General features: G+C 59.1%; 18 protein-coding genes, 1 tRNA gene and 1 pseudogene. 14 read left to right on the top strand and 6 right to left on the bottom strand.

Features of this window, described 5'->3' with window-relative positions:
• Nucleotides 1-143 precede the first annotated feature (143 nt).
• Nucleotides 144-2207 carry a maltose alpha-D-glucosyltransferase gene (gene treS, locus OC445_RS20325; RefSeq protein WP_054898125.1) on the top strand — a complete coding sequence of 688 codons (2064 nt, stop codon included), beginning with the start codon at nucleotides 144-146 and terminating at the stop codon, nucleotides 2205-2207.
• 163 nt (nucleotides 2208-2370) lie between these two features.
• On the opposite strand, the gene OC445_RS20320 is transcribed toward treS, so the two are convergent.
• The gene (locus tag OC445_RS20320; protein ID WP_034127523.1) at nucleotides 2371-2799 is read right to left on the bottom strand and encodes a glycine zipper domain-containing protein; all 429 of its coding nucleotides are present in this window, start codon (nucleotides 2797-2799) and stop codon (nucleotides 2371-2373) included.
• A gap of 227 nt (nucleotides 2800-3026) precedes the next feature.
• Here OC445_RS20320 and OC445_RS20315 point away from each other — a divergent pair, with 227 nt between their 5' ends.
• The gene (locus OC445_RS20315; protein WP_003191546.1) at nucleotides 3027-3485 is read left to right on the top strand and encodes an Hsp20 family protein; all 459 of its coding nucleotides are present in this window, start codon (nucleotides 3027-3029) and stop codon (nucleotides 3483-3485) included.
• 66 nt (nucleotides 3486-3551) lie between these two features.
• On the opposite strand, the gene OC445_RS20310 is transcribed toward OC445_RS20315, so the two are convergent.
• Nucleotides 3552-4448, bottom strand: a complete 897-nt coding sequence (locus OC445_RS20310) for a LysR family transcriptional regulator (protein ID WP_096144607.1) — start codon at nucleotides 4446-4448, stop codon at nucleotides 3552-3554.
• 236 nt (nucleotides 4449-4684) lie between these two features.
• Between OC445_RS20310 and OC445_RS20305 the strand changes: the two are divergent.
• The 9 genes and pseudogenes from OC445_RS20305 to OC445_RS20265 all read left to right on the top strand — a co-directional run.
• Nucleotides 4685-4777, top strand: a pseudogene (locus OC445_RS20305) (hydrolase); the annotation flags it as partial.
• Between the two features lie 63 nt (nucleotides 4778-4840).
• Complete coding sequence (gene ycaC / locus OC445_RS20300) at nucleotides 4841-5467, top strand: isochorismate family cysteine hydrolase YcaC (protein ID WP_003191542.1); 627 nt, start codon at nucleotides 4841-4843, stop codon at nucleotides 5465-5467.
• A 442-nt stretch (nucleotides 5468-5909) separates the two neighbouring features.
• On the top strand, nucleotides 5910-6941 hold the full coding sequence (pstS, locus tag OC445_RS20295) for a phosphate ABC transporter substrate-binding protein PstS (protein ID WP_054919120.1): 1032 nt from the start codon (nucleotides 5910-5912) through the stop codon (nucleotides 6939-6941).
• Between the two features lie 74 nt (nucleotides 6942-7015).
• On the top strand, nucleotides 7016-7981 hold the full coding sequence (gene pstC / locus OC445_RS20290) for a phosphate ABC transporter permease subunit PstC (RefSeq protein WP_262020308.1): 966 nt from the start codon (nucleotides 7016-7018) through the stop codon (nucleotides 7979-7981).
• A complete protein-coding gene (gene pstA / locus OC445_RS20285; RefSeq protein WP_262020310.1) occupies nucleotides 7981-8874 on the top strand; it encodes a phosphate ABC transporter permease PstA in 894 nt (297 codons plus the stop codon). Before pstC ends, pstA begins: the two co-directional genes overlap by 1 nt.
• Nucleotides 8875-8950: 76 nt before the next feature.
• Complete coding sequence (gene pstB, locus OC445_RS20280; protein ID WP_019817112.1) at nucleotides 8951-9712, top strand: phosphate ABC transporter ATP-binding protein PstB; 762 nt, start codon at nucleotides 8951-8953, stop codon at nucleotides 9710-9712.
• Nucleotides 9713-9768: 56 nt separating this feature from the next.
• A complete protein-coding gene (locus OC445_RS20275) occupies nucleotides 9769-10467 on the top strand; it encodes a hypothetical protein (protein WP_057975821.1) in 699 nt (232 codons plus the stop codon).
• A complete protein-coding gene (locus OC445_RS20270) occupies nucleotides 10467-11084 on the top strand; it encodes a hypothetical protein (RefSeq protein ID WP_262020307.1) in 618 nt (205 codons plus the stop codon). The genes OC445_RS20275 and OC445_RS20270 overlap by 1 nt, the downstream gene beginning before the upstream one ends.
• Before the next feature lie 369 nt (nucleotides 11085-11453).
• Entirely contained in the window at nucleotides 11454-13313 is a 1860-nt protein-coding gene (locus tag OC445_RS20265; RefSeq protein ID WP_262020306.1) for a calcium-binding protein, read from the top strand.
• A gap of 154 nt (nucleotides 13314-13467) precedes the next feature.
• On the opposite strand, the gene OC445_RS20260 is transcribed toward OC445_RS20265, so the two are convergent.
• Nucleotides 13468-13935, bottom strand: a complete 468-nt coding sequence (locus tag OC445_RS20260; RefSeq protein ID WP_256220273.1) for a MerR family transcriptional regulator — start codon at nucleotides 13933-13935, stop codon at nucleotides 13468-13470.
• A 94-nt stretch (nucleotides 13936-14029) separates the two neighbouring features.
• Between OC445_RS20260 and OC445_RS20255 the strand changes: the two genes are divergently transcribed.
• Nucleotides 14030-14668 (top strand): NAD(P)H-dependent oxidoreductase, encoded by a 639-nt coding sequence (locus OC445_RS20255; protein ID WP_262020305.1) that lies wholly within the window; start codon nucleotides 14030-14032, stop codon nucleotides 14666-14668.
• A gap of 156 nt (nucleotides 14669-14824) precedes the next feature.
• On the opposite strand, the gene OC445_RS20250 is transcribed toward OC445_RS20255, so the two are convergent.
• Nucleotides 14825-14911 (bottom strand) — tRNA-Leu (locus tag OC445_RS20250).
• Between the two features lie 222 nt (nucleotides 14912-15133).
• Between OC445_RS20250 and OC445_RS20245 the strand changes: the two genes are divergently transcribed.
• A complete protein-coding gene (locus tag OC445_RS20245) occupies nucleotides 15134-15610 on the top strand; it encodes a hypothetical protein (protein WP_057975827.1) in 477 nt (158 codons plus the stop codon).
• 131 nt (nucleotides 15611-15741) lie between these two features.
• Here the strand turns inward: OC445_RS20245 and OC445_RS20240 are convergent, their stop codons facing one another.
• Nucleotides 15742-16269: a DinB family protein gene (locus tag OC445_RS20240; RefSeq protein ID WP_262020304.1), complete on the bottom strand. Its 528-nt coding sequence runs from the start codon at nucleotides 16267-16269 to the stop codon at nucleotides 15742-15744.
• Nucleotides 16270-16393: 124 nt separating this feature from the next.
• On the opposite strand from OC445_RS20240, the gene OC445_RS20235 reads away from it, so the two are divergent.
• Nucleotides 16394-17092 (top strand): tellurite resistance TerB family protein, encoded by a 699-nt coding sequence (locus tag OC445_RS20235; protein WP_034127613.1) that lies wholly within the window; start codon nucleotides 16394-16396, stop codon nucleotides 17090-17092.
• On the opposite strand, the gene OC445_RS20230 is transcribed toward OC445_RS20235, so the two are convergent.
• Nucleotides 17089-17901, bottom strand: coding sequence for a hypothetical protein (locus OC445_RS20230; RefSeq protein ID WP_259038280.1), 813 nt, complete (start codon nucleotides 17899-17901; stop codon nucleotides 17089-17091). The genes OC445_RS20235 and OC445_RS20230 overlap by 4 nt on opposite strands.

Genomic DNA, 17901 nt, shown 5'->3' with positions numbered 1-17901 from the left:
TCAGGAAGCACGCGTTATCGTTGACGTTTTTCGCGAGCAAGCTCGCTCCTACAGGGTAAGCGTTCTATTGCGATGCAACGAATGCCGCCCACGCCCCTCATATGCTTACACCGACCCTTTTCACCACGACAGGTACCGAGCTTATGACCGCGGCGAACAACGATCATGTGAACTGGCTGGTGCAACATTCCATGCTCCACGCAGCGCGGCAGCGGGCCAAGCTGTATTCGGGGCAAGGCCGCCTGTGGCAGCAGCCTTATGCACAGACCCGGCCGCGTGACGCTTCAGCCTTGTCGTCGGTGTGGTTCACGGCCTACCCCGCCTCGATTGTCACCCGCGAAGGCGGCACCGTGCTGGAAGCGTTGGGGGACGAAACCCTGTGGCATACCCTGTCGAAGATCGGCATCCAGGGCATTCACAACGGCCCGCTGAAGAAGTCCGGTGGTTTGTCTGGCACCGAGCACACCCCGACCATCGACGGCAATTTCGACCGCATCAGCTTCGACATCGACCCGCAACTGGGCACCGAGGCACAATTGCAGGCCTTGACGCGCATGGCTGCCGCGCACAATGCGGTGATCATCGACGATGTGATCCCGTCGCACACCGGCAAGGGCGCGGACTTTCGCCTGGCAGAAATGGCCTATGAGGACTATCCCGGCCTGTACCACATGGTCGAAATACGCGAGGAAGACTGGCCGTTGCTGCCCGACGTGGCTGCCGGACGCGATGCACAAAACCTCAGCCCCTCCCAGGTAGACGCACTGCGCGACAAGCACTACATCGTCGGCCAATTGCAGCGGGTGATTTTCTTCGAGCCCGGCGTCAAAGAAACCGACTGGAGCGCCACCCCGGTGGTGCTCGGCGTAGATGGCAAGCCGCGGCGCTGGGTGTACCTGCATTACTTCAAGGAAGGCCAGCCGTCGCTCAACTGGCTCGACCCTTCGTTTGCTGCGCAGCAGATGATCATCGGTGATGCGCTGCACGCCATTGATGTGATGGGCGCGAAAATCCTGCGCCTGGATGCCAATGGCTTTCTCGGCGTGGAGCGCAAGCTCGATGGCACGGCCTGGTCCGAAAGCCATCCGCTGTCGATCACCGGCAATCAGTTACTCGGCGGCGCCATTCGCAAGGCGGGCGGGTTCAGTTTTCAGGAACTCAACCTCACCGTGGACGACATCGCGTCCATGTCCCACGGCGGCGCTGACCTGTCTTATGACTTCATCACCCGGCCGGCCTACCAGCATGCATTGCTGATGGGCGACACCGAGTTCCTGCGTCTGATGCTGCGCCAGATGCACAGCCTCGGCATCGACCCCGGCTCGCTGATTCACGCGCTACAGAACCACGATGAACTGACCCTGGAGCTGGTGCACTTCTGGACGCTGCACGCCCATGACAGCTTCCTGTTCCAGGGCCAGACCTTCCCCGGCAACATCCTGCGCGAGCATATCCGCGAACAGATGTACGAACGCCTGACCGGTGAGCATGCGCCGTATAACCTCAAGTTCGTGACCAACGGCGTGTCCTGCACCACCGCCAGCATCATCACCGCAGCCCTGGGTATTCGTGACCTGGAGGCGATCACCCCGGCGGATATCCAGCAGATTCGCCAGATCCATTTGCTGCTGGTGATGTACAACGCCATGCAACCTGGGGTGTTTGCCTTGTCCGGCTGGGACCTGGTGGGCGCGCTGCCGTTGGCGGCCGAAGAGGTGGCGCATTTGATGGCCGATGGCGACACACGCTGGATTCACCGTGGCGCCTATGATCTGGTAGACCTGAACCCCGACGCCGAACTGTCAGCTGGGCAAATGCCGCGCTCCAAAAGCCTGTATGGCAGCCTGAACAGCCAACTGCAGGACCCGGAGTCCTTTGCCTCCCAACTGCAAAAAATCCTCGCCGTACGCCGCGCCTACGACATCGCCGCCAGCCGCCAGATCCTGGTGCCGGACGTCGAGCATCCAGGCTTGCTGATCATGGTGCACGAACTACCGGCGGGTAAGGGCACGCAAATCACTGCGCTGAACTTTGGCGCCACGCCGATCACCGAAACCCTGCACCTGCCCAACATCGCACCGGGGCCGGTGGTGGATATCATCAATGAGCGGGTGGAAGGCGATTTGACCGAGGAGGGCGCGTTCACGATTACGTTGGACGCGTATGAAGGGTTGGCGTTGCGGGTGGTGAGCAGCACGCCGATGTAAAGGCGACGAAACGGTAAATGTGGCGAGGGAGCTTGCTCCCGTTGGACTGCGTAGCAGTCCCAGCCTCTTTGAACAAAAGAGCGGGGCGGCTTCGCACCCCAACGGGAGCAAGCTCCCTCGCCACAGGTCAGTGTTTGGTGGCTAACAGCGCCGTGTCACGCGATCAGTGGTGCTTGTTCTTGTGCTTATGTTTGTTGCCTTTGTGCTTGCCACCACCGGAACGATGACCGCTCTCGTCATCCGCCAGGTTGTTACCCAGCGCGCCACCGGCTGCGCCACCCACGCCGGCGCCGATGGTTGAACCGGTGGTACCGCCCAGGCGATTGCCAATCAGCGAACCGCCTGCCGAGCCCAAACCGCCGCCAATCGCCGCTTCGGTCTTGTTGCCCTTCTGCGCACCCACTGCACTCCCGGCTGCGCCCCCCACGCCGGCGCCGATGGCCGCACCTGTCGAGCCACCAAGCTGCTGGCCCACCACGTTGCCCAATACACCGCCGACACCGCCTCCCAGCGCCGCCGTACCATCTCCAGCGGCCAGGGCCCCTTGGGAGATCAGAATGCCCAATGCCAGGGCCGGGAATGTCATTTTCATTTTTTTGTACCTCAAGGGCTGTCTCAGGCGCTCACGGGGTAAAGCACGCCTGGCATTTTGATTAGAGCACACGCCATAACACTTGGGCTTGGGTGATCGCCCCTTGCGCAAGAAAAATTTTTTCCAGCCCTCTTGAATTCCTTTTACGCGTCCATAAATTTTTGATCACGCGATGCCGAATCCGGGTCGCGTACTAAATCACTTGGAGAAACTCAGGAGATTTTAAAATGGCTACTACCCTGTCGTTGGCCCCACTGTTTCGTCAATCGGTGGGCTTTGATCGCTTCAATGACCTGTTCGAGTCGGCGCTGCGCAGCGAGGCTCCGAATTCCTATCCACCTCACAACGTGGAAAAGCACGGTGACGACGCGTACCGCATCGTGATCGCCGTGGCTGGCCTGACCGAGGAGGATCTGGATATCCAGGTCGAGAGGGGTGTATTGACGGTTTCCGGCGGAAAACGCGAAACCGACGATAAGGTCGCTTACCTGCACCAGGGCATTGCCCAACGTGCGTTCCGGTTGTCGTTCCGCTTGGCCGACCATATCGAAGTACGTGGCGCATCCCTGACCAACGGTTTGCTCAACATCGACCTGCTGCGTGAAGTGCCTGAAGAGGCCAAGCCAAAACGCATCATGATTGGTGGTGAGGCCAAACCCGAGCTGCGTCAGGTCAGCTTGCAGTAAAACAATCGGCGGTAAAAAGGCGCTCTACGGAGCGCCTTTTTTGTGCACGCCGCAAACGCAGGCCGGCTAAGCCTGGGTATTGGGTGCAAACAACTGCCTGGCCTCGGCAAAACACTTCTCTGCAATGACCGAGCGCGGTTCGGTCTTGCGCATCACCATGCCCAGGGGCGCAAGGACGCTGGCATCCGGCAGGTGGATAAACGCCAGGTTCTCGATGGGGCTTTCCAGGCCGCTGTCCAACGGCATGATCGCGCAACAGAAGCCTTCGTGGATGGCCTGGAACAGTTGAAAGGTGGAGTCGCTTTCCAGAATCGGCTGGGGATCGAGACCGCGGCTGCGGAAACTCAAGTCGATGGATTTTCGGTAGTGCATGCCATTGCTGATCATCCCAAGGGGCAGTTCGGCGGCTTCTTCCCAGCTCATCTGTGTGCCTTCGAAGTGGAAGTGGCGGGTGTCGTACAGCAGGCCGACGCGGGTTTCGCCCAGCTCGAAAAACTCCAGGTAATTGGGGCTGACGTGGTCCAGGTAGCACACGCCCAGGTCCAGTTGGTTGGTGCCCAAGGCTTCGATGATTTTGTCCGAACTCATGGAGGTGAGGCTGAACTTGAGTTCCGGGAAGCTGTGGGACAAGCCCTGGATAAAGCTGATCGGGTTGAAGCCGCTCAGGGGCACCAGGCCCAGGCGGAGGTTACCGACCAACTGGCCGCGGCACGCAGCGGCTTCGGCGAACAGGCCGTCGTGGGCGGCGAGCAGGGTCCTGGCCCAGGCCAATACGCGTTCGCCGGCCTGGGTGAAACCTTCGAAGCGTTGGCCGCGGGTTACCAGCTCCAGGCCCAGTTCCTCCTCCAGGTTGCGCAGGCGCATCGACAGGGTGGGCTGGGTGATGTTGCAGCGCGCGGCGGCCTGGCCGAAGTGGCGGGTCTGCTCCAGCGCGATCAGGAATTTAAGCTGCTTGATGTCCATGAAGGCACCTGCCTGGAAATAAGTGAACGGTCATGATTGGCGCAAGTGCCTGAAACCCACGGGGTGGAGCCGATGATCGCATTGTAACGACCGCCACGTCCAAGTGCCCTTGCCACCGTGCGGCTGCATTGTTCCATTTTTGAGATGGAGCGGCCCGTTTCAGCCACTACCTAACCCTGAACGCGATGATTAAGGTGGTTCCACTGTTTTTTGGATGGGCCAACGTCTACACCCAGGCCGTGCCGCACTATCAGCTTCTCATCGAGAGCTACATCAAGGCTCAGGAAGTGGCAAACAACCACGAAGTACTAGACTCACAGCGCAAGTAAATACGCTGGGGTCTTTTGCGGCGAGCCCATGTTGGGCGCTGCCTTTTTATCAGGAGTATGAAGATGTCTACACCTTACGTTCGCTTGGACAAAGACAACGCCGCTGTGCTGTTGGTCGACCATCAGGCCGGCTTACTGTCATTGGTCCGCGACATTGACCCGGACAAATTCAAGAACAACGTGCTGGCCCTGGCTGACCTGGCCAAGTACTTCAAGTTGCCGACGATCCTGACCACCAGTTTCGAAACCGGCCCCAATGGCCCGCTGGTGCCCGAGCTCAAGGCACTGTTCCCGGATGCGCCGTACATTGCGCGCCCAGGCCAGATCAATGCCTGGGACAACGAAGACTTCGTCAAGGCCATCAAGGCCACCGGCAAGAAGCAATTGATCATTGCCGGCGTCGTGACCGAAGTGTGCGTGGCGTTCCCGGCGCTGTCGGCCCTGGCCGAAGGCTTTGAAGTGTTTGTGGTCACCGACGCCTCCGGCACTTTCAACGAACTGACCCAACAGTCCGCCTGGGCCCGCATGTCGGCCAACGGCGCGCAACTGATGACCTGGTTTGGCCTGGCCTGTGAGCTGCACCGCGACTGGCGCAACGACATCGAGGGCTTGGGGACGTTGTTCTCCAACCACATTCCGGACTACCGCAACCTGTTCACCAGCTACAACGCGTTGACTGAAGGCAAGTAAGCCTGATGGAAGGCGGCCGCTAGCCGTGGGGGGAGCGGTAGAACGCCTATTTCCCTGACACCCCTAGGTCCAAATGTGGGAGCTGGCTTGCCTGCGATGGCGGCATTGCGCCTGGCACCTATTTATCTGACACCGCGCGATCCAGCTGTGGGTGTCAAGTAAATAGGCGTTGGCTGTCAGACCGTCATCGCAGGCAAGCCAGCTCCCACAGTTGGATGGCGCAGCTTCAATGGGATCAGCTTCGACCGTCACGGGAGCAAGATCAGTACCGCTAGAGGGATGACAACACTGTAGTCGTATTTTGTTACTAACCCATGCCCTAAAAATACAGCGCTGTGGCGGCAAAGCGGGACAAAACACCCCCTCGCCATTCAATTTTCATAAAAATGTAACAACCCTGCTTCACAGTTCGGGAGCCCGTCACCACAACGAGTTCCTTTTAATGAAAAGCTTGATGAAGTCCGCAGCACTCGCCGTTACGGTATCCCTGTGTGCCTCCTCCTTGACCTTCGCCGCCGAAAACGTGCGCCTCACCGGCTCCGGCGCCAGCTTCCCTGCACCGATCTACCTCACCTGGTTCAAGGATTTCAGCAAGAAGACCGCTGGCGTCACCGTGGATTACCAGTCCAAGGGCAGCGGCGCAGGTGTGCAGGACTTCCTGAATAAAACCGTCGACTTCGCCGCCAGTGACTCGGCCATGAAAGACGAAGACATCGCCAAGGTCGCCGAAGGCGTGCAGTTGCTGCCAATGACTGCCGGTGAAATCGTGCTGGCCTATAACCTGCCGGGCAATCCCAAGGGCCTCAAGCTGCCACGCGATGTTTACTCCAACATCTTCCTGGGCAAGATCACCAAGTGGAACGACCCACAGATCGTCGCCGCCAACCCGGACCTGAAACTCACCGACACGCCGATCACCGTGGTGGTGCGCGCAGACTCCAGCGGCACCACGGCGGTATTCACCAAGCACCTGGCGACCATCAACCCTGAATTCAAAACGGCACTGGGGGAGGGCAACACCGTCAACTGGCCGGCCAGCGACAAATTCATCAAGTCGCCCAAGAACGATGGTGTGACCGCCACCGTACGCCAGACCCCAGGCGCGATTGGCTACATCGAGTACGGTTTCGCCAAACTGGCCAAGGTTGACTTCGCCCAGTTGCAGAACAAGGCCGGCCAGTACGTGGTGCCGAACGCCGAAAGCGGCGCCGAGGCCCTGGCCGCAGTGAAGATGCCGGAAAGCCTGGTGGCCTGGTTGCCTGACCCGGACGGTGCCAAGTCTTACCCGATCACCTCTTACACCTGGATGATTTTCCGCAAGGACAACGGCAACCCTGCCAAGGCCAAGGCCATGCGCGAAATGGTTGAGTACAGCCTGACCGAGGGGCAGAAAATCGCCGACTCCATGGGCTACATCCCGCTGCCGCCATCGGTGGTCGAGCAGGTTCGCAAGGCATCCGCCAACATTCAGTAACACCCGTGAGGCCGCTCTCGGTGTGGGCTGTTTGCCGCGCCGGGGGCGTTTCCCCCCTGTTCCGGAATTAGCCAATGAACAAACCTTTCGTCGTACCGGTTAACCGGGATTCTGCCTGCCAACCTCCCTCGGCCAAAGACTTCCTGGTCGATCGCACCTTCCGTGGGCTCGCGCGAATCGGGGTGGTACTGATTCTGGCGTTGGTCGCAGCCTTGGTATTCGAGGTGGGACGCAAGGCCTTGCCGGGCATGGAAAAGCACGGGTTCGATGTGCTTTTTGGCAGCGTCTGGGACGTTAACCAGGGCAAGTACGGGATCTTGCCGGCCATTTGGGGCACGCTCTACAGCGCTTTCATCGCGCTGCTGATTGCAGGCTTTTTCGGTGTCAGCATGGCGATTTTCCTGACTCAGGATTTTCTGCCGGCCAAGCTGGCCGCTGTGTTTCGCACCATCGTTGAGCTGCTCGCGGCTATCCCCAGCGTGGTGTACGGCCTGTGGGGCATCTACGTGGTGATCCCGGCCATTCGGCCACTGACCACCTGGTTGAACAGCGAACTGGGTTGGATACCGTTTTTCGGCACGTCCCTGAGCGGGCCGGGGTTGCTGCCTGCGGCGCTGGTGTTGGCCATCATGATTCTGCCGACGATTGCCGCCGTATCCCAGGACGCGCTCACCAGCGTGCCGATGAAGACCAAGCAGGCCGCCTACGGCATGGGCACCACCCATTGGGAGGCGATTCTCAAGGTGATGGTGCCATCCGCCGCCACCGGTATTTTCGGCTCCCTGGTACTCGGCCTCGGCCGTGCGCTGGGCGAAACCATGGCGCTGGCGATGCTGGTGGGCAACGCCAACAACATTTCCCTCTCGCTGTTCGCGCCGGCCAATACCTTGGCAGCCTTGTTGGCGCTGAACTTCCCCGAAGCCGGGCCCAACGAGGTGGAGGTATTGATGTACGGCGCTCTCGTCTTGATGTTCATCACGCTGCTGGTGAATGTCATCGGTTCCATGATCATGCTCTACGCCCAACGGGGTAACCGATGATGACGAATCTCACATCCCCTATCACCGCTGTGCCGAGCCTGCAGCGCAAGTTCGAAGGCCGCGCCTTGCGCAGTCTGGTGTTGACCACATTGGTATGGTTTGGCGCGCTGCTGGCCAGTGTGCCGCTGATTTCCGCGCTCTACATGCTGATCACCCGTGGCGGCGCACGCCTGAGCCTGGAGGTGTTCACCGAACTGCCGCCCACCGGCTTCGAAACAGGCGGCGGTTTCGGCAACGCCATGGCCGGCACCTTTGTGATGGTCGGTATCGCTGCGGCGATTGCGGTGCCGGTCGGCATCATGGCCGCGATCTTCCTGGCCGAACTGGGGCCGGACAGCAAATTGGCCAACGCTGCACGCTTTGCCGCCAAGATGCTCACCGGCTTGCCTTCGATCCTGGCCGGCGTGTTTGCCTATGCCTTGGTGGTCATGACCACCGGCACCTACTCGGCACCGGCAGGCGGCGTAGCCCTGGCGGTACTGATGCTGCCCATCGTGGTGCTGACGGCTGAAGAGTCGATGCGCATGGTGCCCAAGATCATGAAGGACGCTGCCTACGGCATGGGTTGCACCCGCTCGCAGGTGATCTGGAAGATCATCTTGCCGACCGGCCTGCCGGCGATCCTCACCGGCGTAATGCTTGCTGTGGCTCGTGCCGCAGGCGAAACCGCGCCGTTGTTGTTCACCGCGCTGTTCAGCAACTACTGGATCTACCACGACGGCGACCTGGCGGTGATGAACCCCACGGCCTCCCTTGCAGTGTTGATCTACAACTTTTCCGGCATGCCCTTCGACAACCAGCTGGAGCTCGCCTGGGCGGCCTCGTTGGTGTTGGTGATGATCGTGCTGGTCGTGAATATTGTGAGCCGTATCTTCGGCAAGCCTAAGTATTAAGAACGGGAGCATCTGAATCTTGAACGTCTCAACTGCGCAAATAGCCGCTCCGTTTGTTACCCAATCGCCTGTGGTCATGGACTGCAAGCTGGACAGGATTTTCTACGGCAACTTCATGGCAGTGCGTGACAGCCATGTGCCGATCGAGAAAAACAAGATCACCGGTTTCATCGGCCCGTCCGGCTGCGGCAAAAGTACGGTACTGCGCAGCCTCAACCGCATGAACGACCTGGTGAAGGGCTTTCGTTTCGAAGGCCACGTGCATTTCCTGGGGCAGGATGTGTATGGCAAGGGTGTAGACCCGGTGGTGGTACGCCGTTACATCGGCATGGTGTTCCAGCAGCCGAACCCGTTTTCCATGAGCATCTTCGACAACGTCGCCTTCGGCCTGCGCTTGAACCGCTACAAAGGCGACCTGGGCGACCGCGTCAAGCACGCCCTGCAAGGCGCGGCGCTGTGGGATGAAGTCAAGGACAAGCTCAAGGTCAGCGGCCTGTCGCTTTCCGGTGGCCAGCAGCAACGGCTGTGTATTGCCCGCGCTATCGCCACCGAGCCGGAAGTGCTGTTGCTCGACGAGCCGTGCTCGGCACTCGACCCGATTGCGACTCGCCGGGTAGAGGAGCTGATGGTGGAACTGAAGAAGGATTACACCATCGCCCTGGTCACCCACAACATGCAGCAGGCGATCCGCGTGGCGGACACCACGGCGTTTTTCTCGGTGGATATTTCCCAGGGCACGCGTACCGGCTACCTGGTGGAAATGGGCCCGACCGCGCAGATTTTTGGCAGCCCGCGTGAACAGATGACCGAGGATTACATCAGCGGCAAGTTCAGCTGAGTAACTCCATGTTCGATAGAAACCACACGTGCGCCACCGTCAGCCCAGGAACGCCAATGTCTGCAACGCATCGTCTTGATTTGTCAGCGATTGAACGCGCGCTCCGCAAAGTGCAGAGCCGCTTTGCCCAGCTCAGCACGCAATTTACCGAGCCGCGCGACCCCTTGACCGACGAAGTGCTGCACAACGTGCTTGAAGGCTATGCGTTGGTTGACGACTATGTCGCACGGGGCGTTGACCTGTTTGACCTTCATCATCTGGACCTGATGCTGGAGATCAACGCCACGGTGCTCTGCGGTAGTGACCCGGCGCGCCGCGTGGAATACGCGCAGCACCTGGCCGCCACCGAAGAGCACTTCTTCAACAACGTTGAAGGCGGTATCAAGGACTTGTTCAATTGGTATTGCGCGTATCGCAGTGAATCGGTGTGGAAGCGTGCGGCCGGTGTGTATGTGCGCATCCTCAGCAAGCCGCAGTTGTTCATCGAAGGCAACAACCGCAGTGGTTCGCTGATCGTCAGTTATCTGCTGATGCGGGCCGGGTTGCCACCGTTCGTGCTGACGCTGGAAAATGCCGAGGGTTACTTCAATCCTTCCTCGGTCATCCGCAACTCGGCCAAACATGGCGTCAAGGCGTTGTATGAATTGCCCAAGATCAAGAAAAAGTACGCCGCCTTCCTGGAGGAACAGGCCCCGGATCCCAAGGCGTTTTTCTTGAGCGACGTACCACAGCCTATTTATCAGGGAGGCCATTAATGCGCCGGTATCCGACACTCGCCAGCCGAGCCGTGCAAGCCATCCAGCAGGCGTTTCTCACGCGTGCCGCCAAGCGCCCGAGCGTACGCATCTCCTTTGATATCGACGACACATTGGCTTGCCAGCTCCACCACGCTGACGTCGAGAGCAGCTGGCTACCGGCCTGTGCTCATCGTTGGTGGGGAGAGCCGCTGCGTATCGGCACTCGTTCGCTGACGCGGGAGCTGCGGCGCCAGGGTTGCAGTATCTGGGTCTACACCTCATCGGGCAGGGCGCCTTCCTACATCAGGCGTTGGCTGATGCTGTATGGCATTCGTGTCGACGGCGTAGTCAATAGCGAGCGGCATAACCACGCCCTCACGGTGCATGGGCTGTCGAACACCCCCTCGAAATTTCCGCCGGCCTTCGATATTGATTTGCACGTGGATGATTCCGAGGGCGTGCGCATTGAAGGTAACGACCACGGCTTTCGCGTGGTGGTGGTTGACCCGCAGGATGAGCACTGGGCGCAAAGAGTGCTTGAAGCGGTCGCGGGCGTGCAGGCGCAACTGGCCCGGCAGCAATTACCCAGGTTCAAGCAGCCTGTATGCCAAGGTGCTGAGGTTTATTCTTCCTGAGTTCCAGAGAAACCTGAACTTCTTGAGCCCTTATTGCAGTTCACAACTTGCTATAAGGCTTTGATTTTCTTTGACTCGCCAGTCACGAACAACACAGAACTTCACCTCTTGTTCGACAAACAGCGCTTATGGCGCTTTTGTCGTCTATATCCCCAAGTACTTACCCTTGTCATCCGATAGTCGGTCACTTTAACGCGGCACTTCTAGGCTAGTGTTGACGAGCTTCCTTAATGGTCAACCTCGATATTAAGCAACGAAGCAGCCTGAACAGAATGCACAACAACAACTTCAATGCATATTGTTTAGCCCGACGCATCAGGTATTACCGTTGACTTTCGGTGTTGATCGCTGGGCTCAAGGAGTACTGACATGGCTATATTCGATTACAAGGGGCAAGATGCCCGCGTCCTGATTTCAGATGCCTGGACCCTCGCCACTTACACCAGTGGTGTAGCGACCGTCGGCGCGCTCTACAACATTCCGGGGCTTGTGCTGGGCGAGGGCAACACCTTCACGCTGCCCAAGGGCTGGCGTGAGATCGGCGCGAGCGAACTGCAGGTTGATAGCAGCCACACCGACATCACTGGGAGCTTTACCGGCGACGGCGTCTTTGGTTCTCAAGCCAGGGTGTTTGGTCAATACGATGACAGCGGCCAATTAGTCAAAATGGGGTTTTCCATTGCCGGCACCAACTCGCCAATTGATCTGCTGGGTTGGCCGGCGATGATCGATAACTCTTATATCAACGGCTACGACTACCTGCTCAACTCAATCAAGGATTACGCCACCGGCCATAACCTGAGCGGCAAGGATGTTCTGGTCACCGGCTATAGCCAGGGTGGCTCCGTTACCAACAGCATGTATATCGGCAAGGACACTTTGGCCGACGGTTTTTTCAAGGATTCGGACTACTTTGGCATGGAGTCGCCCAAGTCCAGCAACAGCGACGGCATCTTCAACTTCGGTTTTGAAAACGATGTGGTCCACCGTCTCACGGGGCAAGAGACCGACGTGGGCAGCGCCATCATCGACGCGCTTCAAGGCAGTGACGCCAGTTACACCTCGACGACTGACAACATCGTGCTGTTCGACACGATCTACGCGCTGCCAACCTGGCCCAATGGTCCGTTCTCGATTGCCAACCTGTCAGGATGGGCCGCGCACCTGGAAGGCATTTTCATCAACCCTATCCAGCGTATCGCCCAATCGACCTTCTACGATTACATCGAGCGCGACAGCACCATCATCATCAGTAACCTTGACGCCATCAGCCGCAGCTTTACCTGGGTCAGCGACAAACAGACCGCCACCTCCAACCACTACGGCACACCGGCTTTCCTGCTGGGCACCGACAGTTCGGACAAGCTGCAGGACGGCCTCAGCGATGACTTCCTCGACGGGTTCAAGGGTGACGACAGTTTCCGGGTGAGTACCGGTACCGATATCGTCGCCGGCGGCGAAGGCAACGATAAAGTCTTCCTCAAAGGCACCGCGTCTTCCTACGAAGCGGTGAAACTCAGCGATGGCACGTTGTTTCTGAACGACAGCAGCGGCCAATATGGCCTGAAGGAATTGCACGGCGTAGAGCATGTAGAGTTCGAAACCGGCCTGGCCAACAGCCTCGGGCATGTGCCCGTGCTCGGCGGGCTCTTCGGTGGCATCGGCGAGGCCCTCACGCCGGCCTATACGGTGACCAGTGGCAAACTCGACTTCGAAGGCCTGTTCGGCGCCGATAAGGCGTATGCCAGATCCATCGAAGGCAGCCAACTGGCCGACACCCTCAAAGGCACCGCCGCGCGCGACCTGATATTCGGCCAGAACGGCAATGACCGGCTCGAGGGTGGCGCCGGCAATGACCTGCTGCACGGCGGCGACGGCAACGACACGCTACTGGGTGGCACCGGTAACGATTCGCTGTATGGCGCCAGCGGCAATGACGTCTTGATCGGCGGGCTGGGCAATGACCAACTCAGCGGTGGCGTGGGCAGCGACCTGTTTGTTTTCGACCAGCGTGGGTTCGGTCACGACGTGATCAGTGACTTCAACATTCATCAGAATGGGAAAGACCTGCTGGTGTTCGCCAAGTCGCTGTTCGCCAGCGCTGATGCTGTGCTCGGTGCGACTACCCAGCATGGCAGTGACAGCGTGATTCTGGCGGGGGACAGCAGTGTCACCCTGGTGGGGTTCAATGCGGCGCAGTTGAGTGCAGAGATGATCAGCGTGGTTTGATACCGGATCGGTAAAGCCGGTGATAAAACCTCACAGGATCGTTGATGCTGTGGGGTTTTTTCTTGCTTATCGCTTTATAGCAATCTGTCAGTGCGAGAGGCAGCATCAGGTTTGTATTTGGTTGAGATCCAGATCTCGCAGTATTGCGCTTTCTTTACTTGCTGGTAGCCATCATGTGTTTGCTTCGCATGACTACGGCTCGATCAGGTCGTAATCGCTCCACGCTGCTTGGGCAATCCAATCCAGGTGCGATGCCCGTACGAAGGCTTTCTTCGAGGACTTCTTGCAGCATCAACAACTCCTCACGCTGCACTTTTAGCGTGGCTTCGATGTGCTGTATCTCCTCCAGGCGTACATTGATCTGTTGCAGAGTGAGGGATTTGGAGCAGCTACCGTCATGAAGGAAGAGGCCACGAATGGTGTCGAGGGAAAACCCCAGCCTTTGCGCGTGGATCACGACTTCCAAGCGTTTAATGGTGGTTTCGCTGTAATAGCGATAGTTGTTCACGTCACGCGTGGGAGCGTCCAGCAGGCCTTGCTCCTCGTAGTAGCGTATTGCTGAAGCAGCAAGGCCTGTGCGTCGCGAAATCTCGCCGATCTTCATTTTTTGCTTGACCTTCAAGTTGACTTTAATCCGCAGTATAAGCCGGAGCGCAATCCTGAAGGTATTCGGATTGGGCTGGATAAAGACCGTTGACCTACGTGGAATATGAAGAATGAGCAAAATAACCGAGTTACTGAATTGGCGTTATGCGACGAAAAGTTATGACCCGTCCAAGACCGTGCCGGCTGAAAAGCTGGAGCGAATTCTGGAAGCGGTACGACTGACGGCGACCTCGAGCGGCCTCCAGCCATTTGAATTGCTGGTGGTGACTAATCCGCACATTCGCGAAAAGATCAAGGCGGTCAGCTGGAATCAGTCCCAGGTGACCGACTGCTCTCATTTGCTGGTGTTCGCCGCCTGGGATGACATAACGCCTGAGCGCGTCAACATGATGTTCGACCTGACCAATACTGTACGAGCTACTGTCAACCAGGGGTGGGAAGATTACCGTCAAATGCTCCTCGGCATAGTCGCCGAGCGTGGGCAGGAGGCCAATTATCAAGCGGCTGCGCGCCAAGCCTATATTGGACTGGGCTCGGCTTTAATCGCCGCAGCGTCCGAGCAAGTCGACGCAACGCCCATGGAAGGCTTCGATCCCTCGGCTGTCGATGAGATTCTGGGACTGGGGGCCAGGCATCTGCGCAGTGTGGTGCTCCTGCCGTTGGGGTATCGGGCAGCAGAGTCTGACTGGCTGATAAACCTGAAAAAAGTACGGCGGTCTCGCGAAAACTTCGTCACTGAAATCAACTAGGGAGACCGTGCAGCCGCCTCACATTGCGGCAGTAGTGGGGTGGCGCTTCATGGGCCGAACGGATTGTGTTCGGTCGGCAGGACGCCGCTGATGAGAATTGCGGAGCAGAAAAGATAAGGGCCTGCCCAGGTTTCCCTGGCAAGCCCTTGATATCTATGGTGCCCGAACCCGGAATCGAACCGGGACGCCCTTACGAGCGGGGGATTTTAAGTCCCATGCGTCTACCAGTTTCGCCATTCGGGCGGTAGCGCGGTGTAACAGGGTTGGGAATATATAGATCCAGCCGCTTCAGCGCAACCTCCCAGCCGGTTTTCCCGCATAAAGATGCGCAGAAAAAACGTGGCAGATCAGTGATCTACATGACCTTTGTGCCAAGTCCTGATGAACGCTCGCAACCCAGGAACAAGCCCCATAAATGACAGTCATAGCGATATGCCATTTCGGCATTTCGCAGGGAGTCGTTTGATGCTCAGTATCCGTAAGCAGGCTTGGATCATGGCCGCAGGTGTAGCGGGGTTGTTGGGCACTGGCGCGTTCAGCTCGGCGCAGGCGGGGAGGGCGGTGCAGTGGGGCGAATTTAGTGCGTCGTCTTCAGACAAGTTGACGGCCGGCTCGATGGACGTGGGCGGTGCCTATGTGTTGAAGCCGTCGGGTGTTTCCGTGGGGGATGTCGAGGCGCTGCAAGCTGGGCAAAAACAGAGTCAAAGCGAACTGCAAAGCTTGAAAAGCAAAGTAGAGGGGCAGGAGCGTGCGTTTGATGAGTTCAAGCGCAAGGACGGTTCGAGTGCCAGTAGCAGTGACAGTCAGCTGTCGAGTCTCAAGCGTACGGTGGATGAGCAGAAGAGCACGATAGAGCGGCAGAAAAGCGAGCTCGACGGTCTCAAGCGCAGCCTGGATGATTTGAAGCGCAGCGTGGAGACCTTGAGCAGCAAGGTGAAGTGACAGCACTGATGCTTTGGGCAATATGGGGCAACTGTGGGAGCTGGCTTGCCTGCGATAGCGATGTGTCAGTCACAGGTATTGAACCTGTTACACCGCCATCGCAGGCAAGCCCCCACATTGACCGTCGGCCTTCAGTCAATCAGTGCCAGCAAGTCGGTGACCCCCACGTCCACACCCGCCTGGCTCAGCAGTGTCGTCACCTGGCCGCGGTGGTGAGTCTGGTGGTTGAAAAAGTGCACCAGCAAACCGAAGAAGGGTTTCTCGGCGGCCACGCCGCGCATGTTGTGATAGCGCAGGCGGTGGTCGAGGTGGGGCTCTTGCACGCTTTGGGCCCAATCGATGATGAGTTGATCCAGCCAGGCGCGATGGGCCGCTAGTTCTGCAAGGCTGGCGAAGGCCAGTTGCTTGAGGTCGCCGGGCGTGGCAACCCCGTTCAGCGGCGCCAAGGCCGCAAAGTTGGCCGGGTGTTCGGCAAAGCGTTTGAGCCAGACGGTGTCGCCCAGCATCAGGTGGTTCAAGGTGCCGAGGATCGAACCGAAAAACGCTTGGCGGTCCAGGGTCAACTGCGCGTGCGTCAGGGCGGCGGCGGCGTCGTAGACCTTGCGGTTCATCCATTGGTTATAGGTGGCCATCAGCGCAATGTGCTCGATGCGGTTCACCGCGGTTCTCCCTTCTTGGCGTGATGGCGTCATCATAAAGCTTGCCCGCCCGACGGTCATGGTGTTCCATCAGGGGAGGACTATGTTTGATCAATGCCACTATTGCGCCCCGGAGGGCGACACCATGAATACCAGCGATCTACTGGAACAACTGTTGCGTGCAGGGCAGCAAGGCGGCGGGGCTTCGGGCGGCGGCCTGGGCGGGTTGCTTGGAGGGTTGTTGAAGGGCGCCGGCACCGGCAATGCGTCTGCGGCGGGTGGCGGTTTGGGTGGTTTATTAGGTGGCCTGGGCGGCTTGTTGGGCGGCGCTCCGGCAGGTGGTACTACCCAGACGCGCAGCGGCGGTGGGATGAACTACGCGGCGCTGGCGTCCCTGGGGATGGCGGCCTTCCAGGCGTATCAAGCCTGGCAACGCCAACAGGCTTCGGCACCGCAGCAAGCTATCCAGACCGTTGACCAGCTTGAAGGGCCTGAAGCCGAAGCCCATAGCCACGGCGTACTGCGTGCGTTGATCGCGGCGGCCAAGGCCGATGGCAAAATCGATGCGCAAGAGCAGCAGATGATTTCTGCCGAGATCGGCCGTCATACCGACGACCCACAACTGCAGCAGTGGCTCGACGCCGAAGTCGCCAAGCCCCTGGATGCCGCCGATTTTGCCGAGTATGCCAATGACCCCGCACTCGCTGCGGAGATTTACCTGGCGAGCGTGATGCTGGTCAATGATCAGCAGGACGCCGAGCGCAATTACCTCGACGACCTGGCCGGTCAGTTGCAAATCGATCCGCAATTGCAGCTGCATCTGGAGCAGCAGGCCAAAGCCTAGAACCTCAGCGTCGCCCCAGTGGTCAGCCACTGGGCGCGATCGCCAATCAGGCTGCGCCCGACCAGCAGGTCCACGTCAACAAATTCACCAATGTGCAAACGCGGCCCAGCCTGCCAGGCCTGTTCGCCGCCTTCCTGGCCATACCGCTCGCCAATCAGCGTGAGCTTCTCTGCCAACTGATATTCGAACCCCGTGCCCCAGGTCAGGCGATGTTGTTGATCACCGTCGTTGTAGGCGTGGCTCCAGCCGGCGTTCAGGTTCAGGCGCAAGGCATCCAGGGGTTGCCATGTCAGGGGGATGTTCAGGTCTGCGCCGTCAAGCCCGTGATGGCGATCCAGCGCGACATGCGCCCCGACAGCAATCGCCAGTTCCAAGCCCAAGTCTTGCCGTGACAGCACCTGCACCTTGGCTTGCGGGCTGATCTGCGTCTCGCCTTTGCCTGCATCCACGGCCCGTGACAACGCGGCGCCCCATTGCACGGCAGGCATAGCGCTGAACGTGCAGGCGGGCGACAAGGTGCCGTTATGGGTACTGCCCGCGTGCCGCTGGGCGCTGTACCAGGCGTCGACGTTGCATTCACCCGGCGTGTTGATCGCGCCGTCGTCAACCACATAAGCGCCGCCTGCGGCTTGCGCTTTTGAAATCAACGCGGCCACCAGGACAAGGCCCAGGGTCACGCCGATAAAGATCAGGTTGCGCTGCAATGCACGGCGCTTTGCTGGCGGCAGTAACAGCAGGGTGTGGCGAGAGTGGCGTGCGCGATATTTGGCAAACCCGTCGCGGCGTGCCGGCGTGTGTTTTTTGTGCAT

This window comes from Pseudomonas sp. Pse35 (genome assembly GCF_024519715.1).
Classification (GTDB): Bacteria; Pseudomonadota; Gammaproteobacteria; order Pseudomonadales; family Pseudomonadaceae; genus Aquipseudomonas; species Aquipseudomonas paracarnis.
The sequence above is the reverse complement of the archived record's forward strand: the minus strand, read 5'-3'. Positions and strand labels throughout refer to the sequence as shown.

Excerpts from the sequence above, each read along its gene's own strand:
- treS (WP_054898125.1), top strand. The coding sequence starts at position 144 with ATGACCGCGGCGAACAACGATCATGTGAACTGGCTGGTGCAACATTCC.
- OC445_RS20320 (WP_034127523.1), bottom strand. The coding sequence starts at position 2,799 with ATGAAAATGACATTCCCGGCCCTGGCATTGGGCATTCTGATCTCCCAA.
- OC445_RS20315 (WP_003191546.1), top strand. The coding sequence starts at position 3,027 with ATGGCTACTACCCTGTCGTTGGCCCCACTGTTTCGTCAATCGGTGGGC.
- OC445_RS20310 (WP_096144607.1), bottom strand. The coding sequence starts at position 4,448 with ATGGACATCAAGCAGCTTAAATTCCTGATCGCGCTGGAGCAGACCCGC.
- ycaC (WP_003191542.1), top strand. The coding sequence starts at position 4,841 with ATGTCTACACCTTACGTTCGCTTGGACAAAGACAACGCCGCTGTGCTG.
- pstS (WP_054919120.1), top strand. The coding sequence starts at position 5,910 with ATGAAAAGCTTGATGAAGTCCGCAGCACTCGCCGTTACGGTATCCCTG.
- pstC (WP_262020308.1), top strand. The coding sequence starts at position 7,016 with ATGAACAAACCTTTCGTCGTACCGGTTAACCGGGATTCTGCCTGCCAA.
- pstA (WP_262020310.1), top strand. The coding sequence starts at position 7,981 with ATGACGAATCTCACATCCCCTATCACCGCTGTGCCGAGCCTGCAGCGC.
- pstB (WP_019817112.1), top strand. The coding sequence starts at position 8,951 with ATGGACTGCAAGCTGGACAGGATTTTCTACGGCAACTTCATGGCAGTG.
- OC445_RS20275 (WP_057975821.1), top strand. The coding sequence starts at position 9,769 with ATGTCTGCAACGCATCGTCTTGATTTGTCAGCGATTGAACGCGCGCTC.
- OC445_RS20270 (WP_262020307.1), top strand. The coding sequence starts at position 10,467 with ATGCGCCGGTATCCGACACTCGCCAGCCGAGCCGTGCAAGCCATCCAG.
- OC445_RS20265 (WP_262020306.1), top strand. The coding sequence starts at position 11,454 with ATGGCTATATTCGATTACAAGGGGCAAGATGCCCGCGTCCTGATTTCA.
- OC445_RS20255 (WP_262020305.1), top strand. The coding sequence starts at position 14,030 with ATGAGCAAAATAACCGAGTTACTGAATTGGCGTTATGCGACGAAAAGT.
- OC445_RS20245 (WP_057975827.1), top strand. The coding sequence starts at position 15,134 with ATGCTCAGTATCCGTAAGCAGGCTTGGATCATGGCCGCAGGTGTAGCG.
- OC445_RS20235 (WP_034127613.1), top strand. The coding sequence starts at position 16,394 with ATGAATACCAGCGATCTACTGGAACAACTGTTGCGTGCAGGGCAGCAA.
- OC445_RS20230 (WP_259038280.1), bottom strand. The coding sequence starts at position 17,901 with ATGCACAAAAAACACACGCCGGCACGCCGCGACGGGTTTGCCAAATAT.